Source organism: Pseudomonas sp. Y3 TE3536 (genome assembly GCF_053629175.1).
The window spans coordinates 3,583,234-3,597,139 of record NZ_JBRJHU010000001.1; the positions used below are offsets into that span (position 1 = coordinate 3,583,234).

General features: G+C 61.3%; 13 protein-coding genes. 8 read left to right on the forward strand and 5 right to left on the reverse strand.

Going from position 1 to position 13,906, the window contains the following annotated elements:
- Positions 1-34: 34 nt before the first annotated feature.
- The 4 genes from AB7M33_RS16145 to phhA all read right to left on the reverse strand — a co-directional run bounded on the left by AB7M33_RS16145 (position 35) and on the right by phhA (position 2,831).
- Complete coding sequence (locus AB7M33_RS16145) at positions 35-1,234, reverse strand: MFS transporter (protein ID WP_454243114.1); 1,200 nt, start codon at positions 1,232-1,234, stop codon at positions 35-37.
- Positions 1,235-1,329: 95 nt separating this feature from the next.
- On the reverse strand, positions 1,330-1,458 hold the full coding sequence (locus AB7M33_RS16150; RefSeq protein ID WP_256214942.1) for a hypothetical protein: 129 nt from the start codon (positions 1,456-1,458) through the stop codon (positions 1,330-1,332).
- A 189-nt stretch (positions 1,459-1,647) separates the two neighbouring features.
- A complete protein-coding gene (locus tag AB7M33_RS16155) occupies positions 1,648-2,004 on the reverse strand; it encodes a 4a-hydroxytetrahydrobiopterin dehydratase (RefSeq protein WP_027593094.1) in 357 nt (118 codons plus the stop codon).
- A gap of 38 nt (positions 2,005-2,042) precedes the next feature.
- A complete protein-coding gene (phhA, locus tag AB7M33_RS16160; RefSeq protein ID WP_027593093.1) occupies positions 2,043-2,831 on the reverse strand; it encodes a phenylalanine 4-monooxygenase in 789 nt (262 codons plus the stop codon).
- Between the two features lie 256 nt (positions 2,832-3,087).
- On the opposite strand from phhA, the gene AB7M33_RS16165 reads away from it, so the two are divergent.
- A complete protein-coding gene (locus AB7M33_RS16165; RefSeq protein ID WP_027593092.1) occupies positions 3,088-4,647 on the forward strand; it encodes a sigma-54-dependent phenylalanine hydroxylase transcriptional regulator PhhR in 1,560 nt (519 codons plus the stop codon).
- A gap of 72 nt (positions 4,648-4,719) precedes the next feature.
- Here the strand turns inward: AB7M33_RS16165 and AB7M33_RS16170 are convergent, their stop codons facing one another.
- Positions 4,720-4,974 (reverse strand): DUF2790 domain-containing protein, encoded by a 255-nt coding sequence (locus AB7M33_RS16170; RefSeq protein WP_027593091.1) that lies wholly within the window; start codon positions 4,972-4,974, stop codon positions 4,720-4,722.
- A 408-nt stretch (positions 4,975-5,382) separates the two neighbouring features.
- Here AB7M33_RS16170 and acs point away from each other — a divergent pair, with 408 nt between their 5' ends.
- The 7 genes from acs to AB7M33_RS16205 all read left to right on the forward strand — a co-directional run bounded on the left by acs (position 5,383) and on the right by AB7M33_RS16205 (position 13,852).
- Positions 5,383-7,344, forward strand: a complete 1,962-nt coding sequence (acs, locus tag AB7M33_RS16175; protein WP_027593090.1) for an acetate--CoA ligase — start codon at positions 5,383-5,385, stop codon at positions 7,342-7,344.
- A gap of 624 nt (positions 7,345-7,968) precedes the next feature.
- Positions 7,969-8,754, forward strand: coding sequence for an ABC transporter substrate-binding protein (locus tag AB7M33_RS16180; protein ID WP_027593089.1), 786 nt, complete (start codon positions 7,969-7,971; stop codon positions 8,752-8,754).
- 88 nt (positions 8,755-8,842) lie between these two features.
- A complete protein-coding gene (locus AB7M33_RS16185) occupies positions 8,843-9,532 on the forward strand; it encodes an ABC transporter permease (protein WP_027593088.1) in 690 nt (229 codons plus the stop codon).
- Complete coding sequence (locus AB7M33_RS16190) at positions 9,529-10,227, forward strand: ABC transporter permease (RefSeq protein ID WP_027593087.1); 699 nt, start codon at positions 9,529-9,531, stop codon at positions 10,225-10,227. The genes AB7M33_RS16185 and AB7M33_RS16190 overlap by 4 nt, the downstream gene beginning before the upstream one ends.
- A gap of 22 nt (positions 10,228-10,249) precedes the next feature.
- Positions 10,250-11,014 carry an arginine/ornithine transport ATP-binding protein AotP gene (aotP, locus tag AB7M33_RS16195; RefSeq protein WP_027593086.1) on the forward strand — a complete coding sequence of 255 codons (765 nt, stop codon included), beginning with the start codon at positions 10,250-10,252 and terminating at the stop codon, positions 11,012-11,014.
- Positions 11,015-11,119: 105 nt separating this feature from the next.
- Positions 11,120-12,100 (forward strand): transcriptional regulator ArgR, encoded by a 981-nt coding sequence (gene argR, locus AB7M33_RS16200; RefSeq protein WP_027593085.1) that lies wholly within the window; start codon positions 11,120-11,122, stop codon positions 12,098-12,100.
- Positions 12,101-12,631: 531 nt separating this feature from the next.
- Positions 12,632-13,852, forward strand: a complete 1,221-nt coding sequence (locus tag AB7M33_RS16205; protein WP_454243115.1) for an aspartate aminotransferase family protein — start codon at positions 12,632-12,634, stop codon at positions 13,850-13,852.
- Positions 13,853-13,906: the final 54 nt, after the last annotated feature.

Here is a 13,906-nt window from a genome sequence, read left to right on the forward strand (position 1 = left end):
TGCCCGCGAAGAGGCCGGTACAGCCACTGCATCATCAGGACTGCTGCAGGGTATCCCGAGCCCGGCGCGCCTGCCTGTACAGGTAAAGGCTCAACACCAGCCCGCACGCCGCAGCCCCCGCCGCAAATAAGAACATCGAAGCAAACCCGAACCCCGCTGCCACTGCGCCCACCAGTGGGCCGGTAATCCCCAGCGACAAATCGATGAACAGCGAATACGCCCCAACCGCAGCGCCGCGGTTGGCCGCCGACACCTGGTTCACCGCTTCTACGCCCAACGCCGGGAACACCAGCGAAAAACCAAAGCCACTCAGTGCCGCACCTGCCAATGCCAGCTCGGCACTGGGGGCCAGCCACAGCATCAACAACCCCACGGTCTCCACCGAAAGGCAGGCGATCGCCACGCGAAAACCACCGATGCGGTTGATCAGGTTGCCGAACAACAAGCGGGCACTGATGAAGCTGGCGCCGAACAGGCTCAAGGTCAGTGCGGCATTCGGCCAGTCGCGGTTGGCGTAGTACAAGGTGATGAACGTGGCGATGGTGCCAAAGCCGATCGAGCCCAAGGCCAGGCCTGAGCCATGCGGGAACACCTTGCCCAATACGCTCAGGAATGGCAGGCGCACGCCGCTGACGATGGGCGCCGCGCGCTTGGGCCAGGCCAGCAGAAGGCCGGCCGCGCACAGCAGCATGATGCTCACGCCCATGCTCCATAGCCCCAGTGTCTTGACCATCAGCACTCCCAGCGGCGCGCCAATGGCCAGAGCGCCATAGCTGGCAATGCCGTTCCAGGAGATGACCTTGGCGGTATTCTCAGCGCCTACCCGGCCGATGCCCCAGCCGATCGCACCAGAGCCCACCAGGCTTTCGGCGCTGCCCAGCACCAGGCGGCCGATCAGCAAGCAGGTCAGGCTCAGCCAGGGCAGGTGGGTGAGAAAGGCGCAAGCCAACATGAATACGCCGCTGAGCCCACAACCGGCCAGGCCATACATCACCGCCTTCTTGCTGCCGAGGTTGTCGATGATGCGGCTGGCCGTCGGGCGGCTAAGCAACGTGGCGAGGTATTGCACACTGATCACCAGGCCAGCGACCACGGCACTGAAGCCCAGGTCGTTGTGCACATAGCTGGGCAATACGGCCAGGGGGATGCCGATGTTCAGGTAGCCAATAAAGGTGAAGAGGACGATGGAGACGACTTGCAGGGTGACCGCAAGAGGGCGCGGTGAGTGGGGCATGGGGGCCTTCGTGGCAGAGTTCTGGACGGTGTGAAAACGTGATGACGGGGGTGGCCCGCAGGTCAGCCGTTTTCACACAGTCGGGGGATGCGCAGTTATTCCTGGTCAGCGCTGGATTGATCGTCACCATCCTGATCGACGGCAGGCGTCGGCTCGGCATGGACGGTAACGGTTTGCTCTTCTGGGTTCAGGCTTGGGAAGGGAAGATTCGGGATTTCATGCATCTCGTCGTTCCTCGCAAGTGTGAGTGAAAAGGCTGCGCCAGGCGCGTGTGGGGCTTTAAAAAGCTGGGGCAGGATACAGCAGTCTGGATGACAGTTTGAAATTTTTCCCGTTCGTTTGTCGGTTTTACGGGCGAATAGCGGACATTTGCCTTACAAAAAACGGGGCCATTGCGGCCCCGTTTTCGCTTGTTACTTACGGCCTTCGGCCGTCTCGGCGACCTTGTCGGTGCGCGCGCACATGATGAAGTCGTTGCGGTGCAGGCCTTTGATCGAGTGGCTCCACCAGGTCACGGTGACCTTGCCCCACTCGGTCAGCAGGCCGGGGTGGTGGCCTTCGGCTTCAGCGATTTCACCTACGGCGTTGGTGAAGTCCAGGGCGTGCTTGAAGTTCTTGAACTTGAACACGCGCTCCAGCTCCATGTGGCCGTCACGCACTTCGATGTTCCAATCCGGGATTTCGCGAATCAGCTCGGCCAACTCTTCGTCACTGACTTTCGGGGCGTCGGCGCGGCAGGCTTCGCAGTGGGCTTGGTTCAAGGCATTCATGGTGTCTTTTTCCAGTTCGAGTTGTTATCAGGGTGGCTTCAGGCAGCAACCTTGGGTGGAAACTTGGGGGTGTGCAGGCCCAACTGCATGGCCTGCTGCACCATGCCCATGATGTCTTCATGGGCCAGGTCGAATAGGCGCTTGAGGTTCGGCAGCACGAAGTACAGCGGCTGCAGAATGTCGATACGGTACGGCGTGCGCATCGCTTCGATCGGGTCGAACGCCTGATGTTCCGGTTCGTTCGACAGACTGTAGACCGTTTCTTTCGGCGAAGAGAGGATGCCGCCGCCATAGATCTTGCGACCTTGCGGGGTCTCCATCAGGCCGAACTCGATGGTCATCCAGTACAGGCGCGCCAGGTAAACGCGCTGTTCCTTGGTCGCAGCCAAGCCGAGCTTGCCGTAGGTGTGGGTGAATTCGGCGAAATACGGGTTGGTCAGCAGCGGGCAGTGGCCGAAGATCTCGTGGAAGATGTCGGGCTCCTGCAGGTAGTCCAGTTCTTCCGGCGTGCGGATGAACGTCGCGACCGGGAAGCGCTTGCTGGCCAGCAGTTCGAAGAACGTCTGGAAGGGGATCAGCGCTGGCACCCTGGCAACCTGCCAGCCGGTGGTGGCGCCCAAGACCTTGTTGACCTCGCCCAATTGCGGGATACGGTCGTGGGGCAGCTTCAACTGATCGATGCCGTCCAGGTATTCCTGGCAGGCACGGCCTTCGATGACTTTCAGCTGACGCGTGATCAGCGTGTTCCACACCGCATGCTCTTGCTGCGGGTAGTCGATAAAACCATGCGCATCGGGCTCGCGTGCCACGTATTGCGTCTGTTTCATGTGGCTCTCCTGGTGAGGGCTTTTCTTGTTATGTCCACGACATACCTAAGGAATATCCCCTCATTGCCCGATTTGCACGGGGGTAGGGTGGCCACCCCAGTCCAGGATCGGCCCTGGTTCGTAACGATAATTTTACAAAAAGGCGTAGGTGTCGGAAAATCCGGGGCAAAGGGCTGATGGTTTACGGGTTTTTGTCAGCTTATCTTTACGAATTTTCTGCGTCGGGTTGAAAAACTTCGGCGCTTCGAGAGCGTTCATGCGTATCAAAGTGCATTGCCAGAACCGCATCGGCATCCTTCGCGACATCCTCAACCTGTTGGTGGAGTACGGCATCAACGTGCTGCGTGGTGAGGTGGGCGGCGACCATGGCAACGCCATCTACCTGCACTGCCCGAACCTGATCAACTTGCAGTTTCAGGCACTGCGGCCCAAGTTCGAAGCCATTGCCGGGGTGTTCGGCGTCAAACGCGTCGGCTTGATGCCCAGCGAGCGCCGGCACATGGAGCTGAACGCGTTACTGGGTGCGTTGGACTTTCCGGTGCTGTCGATCGACATGGGCGGCAGCATCGTCGCCGCCAACCGCACTGCGGCGCAGTTGCTCGGGGTGCGCGTCGACGAGGTGCCGGGCATGCCGCTGGCGCGTTATGTGGAAGACTTCGACCTGCCCGAGTTGGTGCGTGCCAACAAGTCGCGCATCAATGGCCTGCGGGTCAAGGTGAAAGGGGATGTGTTTCTCGCCGACATCGCCCCCTTGCAATCCGAGCATGACGACAGCGAGGCGCTGGCCGGCGCGGTGCTGACCCTGCACCGCGCGGATCGTATCGGTGAGCGCATCTACAACGTGCGCAAGCAGGAGCTGCGCGGTTTTGACAGTATCTTCCAAAGCTCGCGGGTGATGGCGGCGGTGGTGCGCGAGGCACGGCGCATGGCGCCCTTGGATGCCCCGTTGCTGATCGAAGGGGAGACCGGCACCGGCAAGGAGTTGCTGGCACGTGCCTGCCACCTGGCCAGCCCGCGCGGGCAGTCGCCGCTCATGGCGCTCAATTGTGCGGGGTTGCCAGAATCCATGGCCGAGACCGAGCTGTTCGGCTACGGGCCGGGTGCTTTCGAGGGTGCGCGGGCCGAGGGCAAGCTGGGCCTGCTGGAGCTGACGGCCGGCGGTACGCTGTTCCTTGACGGGGTAGGGGAGATGAGCCCGCGTTTGCAGGTGAAACTGCTGCGCTTTCTGCAGGACGGTTGCTTTCGCCGCGTAGGCAGTGATGAAGAGGTGTACCTGGATGTGCGAGTGATCTGCGCCACCCAGGTGGATTTGTCCGAACTGTGCGCGCGCGGTGAGTTCCGCCAGGACCTGTACCACCGCCTCAACGTGCTGTCGCTGCACATTCCGCCATTGCGTGAGTGCATGGACGGGCTGGAAGGCTTGGTGCAGCACTTTCTCGACCAGGCCAGCCGGCAGATCGGCTGCGCCTTGCCACGGTTATTACCGGCCGCGATGGATAAACTAAGCCAGTACCACTGGCCAGGCAACGTACGGCAACTGGAAAACGTATTGTTCCAGGCGGTTTCGTTATGTGAAGGCGGTGTAGTTAAAAGCGAACATATACGGTTGCCGGACTACGGTGTGCGGCAGCCGTTGGGGGAGTTTTCATTGGAAGGGGACCTTTCACAGATTGTCGGCCGTTTTGAAAAAGCCGTGCTGGAAAGTTTGATGGGGGAATTTACAAGTAGTCGCGCACTGGGCAAAAGACTGGGTGTTTCGCACACCACGATTGCCAATAAGTTGCGGGATTATGCATTGGGCAAGTCAACTGAATAATGCCAGCCGACTGGGTTTATTTGTTCGCGGGGAAACCCGCGAAGGGCCCCAGCGGGGCCCCGATCTCAAGGGTTAGCCGTTAGAGCAACCGTTCCCCATCACGCGGTATTCAAGAATGTGCTTCTGGCCCTGGGAGTCCTCGTAGGTCATGCGGGCGGGCACGACTTCACAGACGTTGGGCACTTCGCTCATGGAGATGACGCGGGCAATGTCCAAGTGCTGCGAGTAACTGTACTGTTCAACCGGAATCTGCTCGGCATCGTTTGCTTCGCCGGCCATTGCCGCGCCGCAAAGACTGCCAAGTACCAATACCAGTAACGCTTTCATTTTCTATTTACCTGTCTAAGGTCGTGAGGGGGTGCGCGGCGCTTGTGGCGCCGCGAGTACTGCTAGTTTTAACGATCGGGATTTAGCGGGTGATTAACGCTTGCCTTCGTGGGGGCTGTTGCCAGAAGTTAATCGCCTTGCCGTTGTTGGCGAGATGAATTCTAGGCAGGTGGCAACCGCTGAAACAGTGGGACTTTTGATAAAGTGTTTTGACAGAATCTGTAACAATCGCGCGAAAAAAACCGCGATTCTTTCTGCCAAGGGCTGCGAGCCTCGTGCTAGAGCGCTTTGCTCGTACGTCAGTACCAAAATCCGCTGCTTTACTACCAACGTCGAATGGCTTTTGCCGCTCTGGTACAGTTACAAACGGTTCCATACAAAAACAACTATTACACCGAGGTAACACAGATGAGTGCGGCTCCACTGTATCCCGTTCGTCCCGAGGTTGCGGCCACTACCCTGACCGACGAGGCCACCTACAAGGCCATGTACCAGCAATCGGTGATCAACCCGGACGGCTTCTGGCGCGAGCAGGCCCAGCGTCTCGACTGGATCAAGCCGTTCACCAAGGTCAAGCAGACCTCGTTCGATGACCACCATGTCGATATCAAGTGGTTTGCCGACGGCACTCTGAACGTTTCCTCCAACTGCCTGGACCGTCACCTCGAAGAGCGTGGCGACCAACTGGCGATTATCTGGGAGGGCGACGACCCTTCCGAGCACCGCAACATCACCTACCGCGAGCTCCACGAGCAGGTCTGCAAGTTCGCCAACGCCCTGCGCGGCCAAGACGTGCACCGTGGCGATGTGGTGACTATCTATATGCCGATGATCCCCGAGGCCGTGGTCGCCATGCTGGCCTGTGCCCGCATCGGTGCAATCCACTCGGTGGTATTCGGCGGCTTCTCCCCTGAGGCGTTGGCTGGCCGAATCATCGACTGCAAGTCCAAGGTGGTGATCACCGCCGACGAAGGTGTGCGTGGCGGGCGCCGTACGCCGCTCAAAGGCAACGTCGACCTGGCGCTGACCAACCCTGAGACCAGCAGCGTGCAGAAGATCATCGTGTGCAAGCGCACCGGTGGCGATATCGCCTGGCACCAACACCGCGACATCTGGTACGAAGACCTGATGAAAGTGGCCTCCAGCCACTGCGCGCCGAAAGAGATGGGCGCTGAAGAAGCGCTGTTCATCCTTTACACCTCCGGCTCCACCGGCAAGCCCAAGGGCGTGCTGCACACCACCGGGGGTTACCTGGTTTACGCCGCGCTGACCCACGAGCGCGTGTTCGACTACCGCCCAGGTGAAGTCTACTGGTGCACCGCCGACGTTGGCTGGGTCACCGGCCACAGCTACATCGTCTACGGCCCGCTGGCCAACGGCGCCACCACCTTGCTGTTCGAAGGCGTGCCGAACTACCCGGACATCACCCGTGTGTCGAAGATCGTCGACAAGCACAAGGTCAATATCCTTTACACCGCACCGACCGCAATCCGCGCCATGATGGCCGAAGGGCAGGCTGCGGTAGAGGGTGCTGATGGTTCCAGCCTGCGCCTGTTGGGTTCGGTCGGCGAGCCGATCAACCCCGAAGCGTGGAACTGGTACTACAAGACCGTCGGCAAGGAGCGTTGCCCGATCGTCGACACCTGGTGGCAGACCGAGACCGGCGGCATCCTGATCAGCCCGCTGCCGGGCGCCACTGGCCTCAAGCCGGGTTCGGCGACCCGTCCGTTCTTCGGCGTGGTGCCGGCGCTGGTGGATAACCTGGGCAACCTGATCGACGGCGCTGCCGAAGGCAACCTGGTGATTCTCGATTCCTGGCCGGGCCAGTCGCGCTCGCTGTATGGCGACCACGACCGCTTCGTCGACACCTACTTCAAAACCTTCCGGGGCATGTACTTCACCGGCGACGGCGCGCGCCGCGACGAGGATGGCTACTACTGGATCACCGGGCGCGTGGACGACGTGCTCAACGTGTCTGGCCACCGCATGGGGACTGCCGAGATCGAAAGCGCCATGGTTGCCCATTCCAAGGTTGCCGAAGCGGCAGTGGTGGGCGTGCCGCACGACATCAAGGGCCAGGGCATCTATGTCTATGTCACCCTCAATGCCGGCGTGGAGCCTAGCGAGCAATTGCGCCTGGAGCTGAAGAACTGGGTGCGCAAGGAGATCGGCCCGATTGCCTCGCCGGATGTGATCCAGTGGGCGCCAGGGTTGCCGAAGACACGCTCGGGCAAGATCATGCGGCGTATCCTGCGCAAGATCGCCACGGCAGAATACGGCTCGCTGGGTGATATCTCGACCCTGGCCGACCCGGGTGTGGTGCAGCATCTGATCGACACGCACAAGGCCATGAACCTGGCTACGGCCTGATATTGGGGCAGAGCGCGAGCCCTTGTAGGAGCGGCCTTGTGTCGCGAAAGGGCCGCAAAGCGGCCCCGGCATTGCCAGTGGCGAAGCTGAAATGGTGGGGCCGCTTCGCGCCCCATCGCGACACAAGGCCGCTCCTACAGGGGTGTGTCTGTGTCAGAAAACCCCGCACGGGCAACCGGCGGGGTTTTTTGCTTTACTGTTACCCGACATTCATCGGTAACTCTTCTGTCACCGATTACGCACAGGCGCGGGGCGAGCGGAAACAGTCATGACCTGTTTCGGTGCGTTCGCCGAGCCATTTTCTGCAACACAGCACGCTACACTTGCCGTCGTACAAGGCTTTGCGAATAATAGGCCCAGTAATTGCTAGGTCTATAGGTTATTTTCCTTGCGCCTTTGCATGTTTTGCAATGGCTGTCAACATCGCCCGCAGTGGTTTCAAGCGCTTCTGTAAGTAGTTGTCGCTTTGAAGAAATATCGACTACCGGGCTGTCGTTAAAATGCCACTCACTCGCTCGTGGTCTGCGGCCTTGGTCGAACCCTGCGCGGCTCGCGTTGTACCCATTCGCATATCGGGCAGTTGTTACCCTGCCTTGTATTGCCCCGTACCGATGGAGTTACCTGATGAAGAAGCTCGCACTGCTTGGCGCCCTGGCGCTGTCCGTGTTTTCCCTGGTGTCGCAGGCCGATGAAAAACCGTTGAAAATCGGCATCGAAGCCGCTTACCCACCCTTCGCCTTCAAGCAGCCCGACGGCAGCATCGCCGGTTTCGACTACGACATCGGCAATGCCCTGTGTGAAGAGATGAAAGCCAAGTGCACCTGGGTCGAGCAAGAGTTCGACGGCCTGATCCCGGCACTGAAGGTGCGCAAGATCGACGCTATCCTGTCGTCGATGTCGATCACCGAAGACCGCAAGAAATCGGTCGACTTCACCAAGCGCTACTACCTGACCCCAGCGCGCCTGGTCATGAAGGAAGGCACCACCGTCAGCGACAGCCTCAACGAACTGCAGGGCAAGAAGATCGGCGTGCAGCGTGGCTCGATCCATGACCGCTTCGCCAAGGAAGTACTGGGCGCCAAAGGTGCCACCGTGGTCCCTTACGGCACCCAGAACGAAATCTACCTGGATGTCGCGGCCGGTCGCCTCGATGGCACCGTGGCTGACGCCACCCTGCTGGAAGATGGCTTCCTGAAGACCGATGCTGGCAAAGGCTTCGCGTTCGTAGGCCCCGCATTCACCGACGCCAAGTACTTCGGTGACGGCATCGGCATTGCCGTGCGCAAGGGCGACAAGGCCAACGTCGACCGCATCAACGCGGCCATCGACGCCATCCGTGCCAACGGCAAGTACAAACAAATCGAAGCCAAGTACTTCAATTTCGATATCTACGGTCCAGACTCGAAGTAAGACGTCGGGTTAAACCTGTGCAATGGTGCAAACAGCAGAGGCTCTGAGGTTTGCACCATTTTTCATTCTCTAGGTCGAGGACCTCATCATGTTGAAAGGCTACGGGGCAGTCATCCTCGACGGGGCGTGGCTGACGCTGCAGCTCGCCCTGTCGTCGATGGCCCTGGCCATCGTGCTCGGCCTGATCGGTGTGGCGCTGCGCTTGTCGCCGGTGCGCTGGCTGGCTTGGCTGGGCGATATGTATGCCACGGTCATCCGTGGTATTCCGGACTTGGTACTGATCCTGCTGATCTTCTACGGCGGGCAAGACATCATCAACCGGGTAGCGCCGCTGCTCGGCTACGAAGACTACATCGACCTGAATCCGCTGGCGGCGGGTATCGGGACCTTGGGCTTCATTTTTGGCGCCTACCTGTCGGAAACCTTCCGCGGCGCCTTCCTCGGCATCCCCAAGGGCCAGGCCGAAGCCGGCGTGGCCTATGGTATGAGCAACCGTCAGGTGTTCTTCCGCATCCAGGTGCCGCAGATGATCCGCCTGGCCATCCCGGGCTTCACCAACAACTGGCTGGTGCTGACCAAGGCCACGGCGCTGATTTCGGTGGTCGGCCTGCAGGACATGATGTTCAAGGCCAAGCAGGCGGCGGACGCTACCCGTGAACCCTTCACCTTCTTCCTGGCGGTGGCGGCCCTGTACCTGGTGCTGACCAGTGTCTCGCTGCTGGCGCTGAAGTATCTTGAAAAACGCTACTCGGTAGGCGTCAAGGTGGTTGAACTATGATCTTCGACTACAACGTGGTGTGGGAGGCCATGCCGCTGTACTTGGGCGGGTTGCTGACCACCCTGAAGCTGCTGGCGCTGTCGCTGTTGTTCGGTTTGCTCGCGGCGATTCCGCTGGGGCTGATGCGGGTGTCCAAGCAGCCGCTGGTGAACCTCACCGCTTGGCTGTACACCTATGTGATCCGCGGTACGCCGATGCTGGTGCAGTTGTTCCTGATCTACTACGGCCTGGCCCAGTTCGAAGCGGTGCGCGAGAGCATCTTCTGGCCGCTGCTGTCCAGTGCGACCTTCTGCGCTTGCCTGGCCTTTGCCGTCAACACCAGCGCCTACACCGCAGAAATCATCGCCGGCAGCCTCAAGGCCACGCCCCATGGCGAGATCGAAGCGGCCAAGGCCATGGGCATGTCGCGCTTCAAGATGTACCGCCGCATCCTGCTGCCCTCGGCCTTGCGCCGGGCATTGCCGCAGTACAGCAACGAAGTGATCATGATGCTGCAGACCACCAGCCTGGCGTCGATCGTCACCCTGATCGACATCACGGGTGCGGCGCGCACGGTCAATGCCCAGTACTACCTGCCTTTCGAGGCCTACATCACGGCGGGCGTGTTCTACCTGTGCCTGACCTTCATCCTGGTGCGCCTGTTCAAGATGGCCGAACGCCGCTGGCTCGGCTACCTGGCGCCGCGCAAGCACTGACCGCTTTGTGAGAATCGACAGCATGTACAAACTCGAAGTCCAAGACCTGCACAAGCGCTATGGCAGCCATGAAGTGCTCAAGGGCGTGTCCCTGGCGGCCAAGGCAGGCGATGTGATCAGCATCATCGGCTCCAGCGGTTCGGGCAAGTCGACCTTCCTGCGCTGCATCAACCTGCTGGAACAGCCCCACGCCGGCAAGATTCTGCTCAATAACGAAGAGCTGAAACTGGTCGCCGGCAAGGATGGCGCGCTCAAGGCGGCCGACGCTCGTCAGTTGCAGCGCATGCGCTCGCGCCTGTCGATGGTGTTCCAGCATTTCAACCTGTGGTCGCACATGACCGCGTTGGAGAACGTCATCGAAGCCCCCGTGCACGTGCTCGGGGTGAGCAAGAAAGAGGCCCTGGAAAAGGCCGAGTACTACCTGGCCAAGGTGGGTGTGGCCCACCGCAAGGATGCCTTCCCGGGGCACATGTCCGGTGGTGAGCAGCAGCGCGTGGCGATTGCCCGTGCCCTGGCCGTCGAGCCTGAGGTGATGCTGTTCGACGAACCGACCTCGGCCCTCGACCCCGAGCTGGTGGGCGATGTGCTCAAGGTCATGCAGGCGCTGGCCCAGGAAGGCCGGACCATGGTGGTGGTGACCCACGAGATGGGCTTTGCCCGCGAGGTGTCGAACCAGTTGGTGTTCCTGCACAAGGGCCTGGTCGAAGAGACCGGCTGCCCGCGCGAGGTGCTGGCCAACCCGCAATCGGAGCGGCTCAAGCAATTCCTCTCCGGCAGCCTCAAGTAAAAGTAGGCTGCATCTTTGCACCAGAATAGGGCATGCTGCGCAGCGAGCGCAGCCTGACCCTGTGCCACTGACGTGAACGCCCCCCAAGGTTTCGGACCGCACCCTATGACCACCCAGCGAATCGGTTTTCTCATCTGGCCCAGCACCAAGCCCTTGACCCTGGCGCTGGCCGAGGAAGTGTTGCAGGTGGCCCAGCGGGTGCATCCGGATGTGGTCTACGACTTGGCGTTTCTGCAGGCCGAGCCGGCGGTGGAGGGCGCTTGGCGCCTGCCGGGCGAGCCGTGGAATGGCCGCCTCGAAGGGTGCCAGAAGCTCTTGTTACTGGCCGACGAGCCGCCGCAGGCCGTGGGTTCGGTGCTGTCGACCGCACTCAAGCAACTGGCGCGCAGTGGTTGCATGATCGGTGGCTTGTCTGCCGGTGTGTATCCGCTGGCGCAGCTTGGCCTGCTCGACGGTTACCGCGCGGCGGTGCACTGGCGCTGGCAGGATGATTTTGCCGAGCGCTTCCCCAAGGTCATCGCCACCAGCCACCTGTTCGACTGGGACCGCGACCGCCTGACTGCCTGTGGTGGTATGGCGGTGACCGACCTGTTGCTGGCCGTGCTGGCGCGTGATCATGGCGCGGAGCTGGCGGGGGCGGTGTCCGAGGAGCTGGTGGTCGAGCGCATTCGCGAGGGCGGCGAGCGTCAGCGCATTCCGTTGCAAAACCGCTTGGGCTCCAGCCACCCCAAACTGACCCAGGCTGTGCTGCTGATGGAAGCCAACATCGAAGAGCCGCTGACCACCGACGAGATCGCCCAGCATGTGTGCGTGTCGCGTCGGCAGCTGGAGCGGATCTTCAAGCAGTACCTGAACCGCGTGCCCAGCCAGTATTACCTCGAGCTGCGACTGAACAAGGCGCGGCAGATGCTGATGCAGACCAGCAAGTCGATCATCCAGATCGGCTTGTCGTGCGGGTTTTCTTCGGGGCCGCATTTTTCCAGTGCCTACCGCAATTTCTTTGGCGCGACGCCGCGGGAAGATCGCAACCAGCGGCGTAACAGCAGCCCGTTCGAGTTGAGCTCGGCGCCGGCGGAAAAGGGCTGAGATTCTGGTTGGGTTCGGGCGAATGCCTTGGGGGTGAGGGTGGCGCCGAAATCGAGCGCCGCCCGCGCGGCGCTTCGCAGCACAAGGCTGCTCCCACATCTGTTTCGGGCCAATGAGTCCTGAGGCAGAGGCGCGCGGCCCTTTGGCGTCCACCTCGATATCGTGTGGAACAAACAAGGCGGTCGCGCGCGTAGGTACAGGCGTAACTGGCCCGAAACAGATGTGGGAGCAGCCTTGTGCTGCGAAGCGCCGCGCGGGCGGCGCTCGATTTCCGCGCCACCGCCACATCATCGCCCTACACCCGCGCCCCCCCCCGCCCAATTCCGTGTGAACACCCGTTCACCCAGCCACCCACTCCCGTTACACTGCGCGATTGCGACAGTGTTTGTCGCATTGCCGAAAGCCTGGGTTAAACAGGGTTTTGCGCTGTAACAAGTTGTCGCTTGGCCGCAAGGACAGGCGCTGATCAGTCCTTACAATCCCCCCATCGCTCGCCACTTCCAGGCCAGCGTTCCTCTTCAGGAGACTCAGATGTCCGTTGAGCAAGCCCCGGTGCAACGTGCCGATTTCGACCAGGTCATGGTTCCCAACTATTCGCCGGCGGCCTTCATTCCTGTCCGAGGCGAGGGTTCCCGGGTTTGGGACCAGTCGGGTCGCGAGCTGATCGACTTTGCTGGCGGTATCGCCGTCAATGCCCTGGGTCACTGCCATCCGGCACTGGTCAAGGCGCTGACCGAGCAGGCCAACACCCTCTGGCACGTGTCCAACGTCTTCACCAACGAGCCGGCCCTGCGCCTGGCGCACAAGCTGGTAGACGCGACGTTTGCCGACCGTGCCTTCTTCTGTAACTCCGGTGCCGAGGCCAACGAGGCCGCCTTCAAGCTGGCCCGTCGCGTGGCCCATGACCGCTTCGGCCCTGAAAAGCACGAAATCATCGCCACCGTGAACAGCTTCCACGGGCGTACCCTGTTCACCGTCAGCGTCGGTGGCCAGCCGAAGTACTCCGATGGCTTCGGGCCGAAGATCACCGGCATCAGCCATGTGCCGTACAACGACCTGGAAGCACTGAAAGCACAGATTTCCGACAAGACCTGCGCGGTGGTAATCGAACCGATCCAGGGCGAAAGTGGTGTGGTGCCTGCCGACAAGGCGTACCTGGAAGGCGCACGCAAGCTGTGCGATGAGCACAATGCCCTGCTGATCTTCGACGAAGTGCAGACCGGCGTTGGCCGTACCGGTTCGCTGTACGCCTACCAGCACTACGGTGTAACCCCGGACATCCTGACCAGCGCCAAGAGCCTGGGCGGCGGCTTCCCGATTGGCGCCATGCTGACCACCACCGAGCTGGCAAAACACCTGGCCGTCGGCACCCACGGCACCACCTATGGCGGTAACCCGCTGGGCTGCGCCGTTGCCTGCGCCGTGCTGGACGTGATCAACACTCCTGAAACCCTGGCCGGCATCAAGGCCAAGCACACGCGTTTCAAAACCCGCCTGGAGCAGATCGGCCAGCAGTACGGCCTGTTCTCCCAGGTGCGTGGCGTCGGCCTGCTGATCGGTTGCGTGCTGACCGACGCCTGGCAAGGCAAGGCCAAGGACGTGCTCAACGCCGCCGAGAAAGAAGGTGTGATGGTGCTGCAGGCCGGCCCGGACGTGGTGCGTTTCGCGCCTAGCCTGGTGGTTGAAGACGCCGACATCGAAGAAGGCCTGGACCGCTTCGAGCGCGCCGTGGCCAAACTGACCCAAGGCTGATTCGCCTGCGGTCCCTTCGCCGGCCCTTAGCGGGCCGGCGATAGCTGAATTCCA

Coding starts and splice junctions, on each gene's coding strand:
- acs (WP_027593090.1), top strand. CDS start 5,383: ATGAGTGCGGCTCCACTGTATCCCGTTCGTCCCGAGGTTGCGGCCACT.
- AB7M33_RS16165 (WP_027593092.1), top strand. CDS start 3,088: ATGCGTATCAAAGTGCATTGCCAGAACCGCATCGGCATCCTTCGCGAC.
- AB7M33_RS16185 (WP_027593088.1), top strand. CDS start 8,843: ATGTTGAAAGGCTACGGGGCAGTCATCCTCGACGGGGCGTGGCTGACG.
- AB7M33_RS16205 (WP_454243115.1), top strand. CDS start 12,632: ATGTCCGTTGAGCAAGCCCCGGTGCAACGTGCCGATTTCGACCAGGTC.
- phhA (WP_027593093.1), bottom strand. CDS start 2,831: ATGAAACAGACGCAATACGTGGCACGCGAGCCCGATGCGCATGGTTTT.
- AB7M33_RS16145 (WP_454243114.1), bottom strand. CDS start 1,234: ATGCCCCACTCACCGCGCCCTCTTGCGGTCACCCTGCAAGTCGTCTCC.
- AB7M33_RS16155 (WP_027593094.1), bottom strand. CDS start 2,004: ATGAATGCCTTGAACCAAGCCCACTGCGAAGCCTGCCGCGCCGACGCC.
- AB7M33_RS16150 (WP_256214942.1), bottom strand. CDS start 1,458: ATGCATGAAATCCCGAATCTTCCCTTCCCAAGCCTGAACCCAGAAGAG.
- AB7M33_RS16180 (WP_027593089.1), top strand. CDS start 7,969: ATGAAGAAGCTCGCACTGCTTGGCGCCCTGGCGCTGTCCGTGTTTTCC.
- AB7M33_RS16190 (WP_027593087.1), top strand. CDS start 9,529: ATGATCTTCGACTACAACGTGGTGTGGGAGGCCATGCCGCTGTACTTG.
- AB7M33_RS16170 (WP_027593091.1), bottom strand. CDS start 4,974: ATGAAAGCGTTACTGGTATTGGTACTTGGCAGTCTTTGCGGCGCGGCA.
- argR (WP_027593085.1), top strand. CDS start 11,120: ATGACCACCCAGCGAATCGGTTTTCTCATCTGGCCCAGCACCAAGCCC.
- aotP (WP_027593086.1), top strand. CDS start 10,250: ATGTACAAACTCGAAGTCCAAGACCTGCACAAGCGCTATGGCAGCCAT.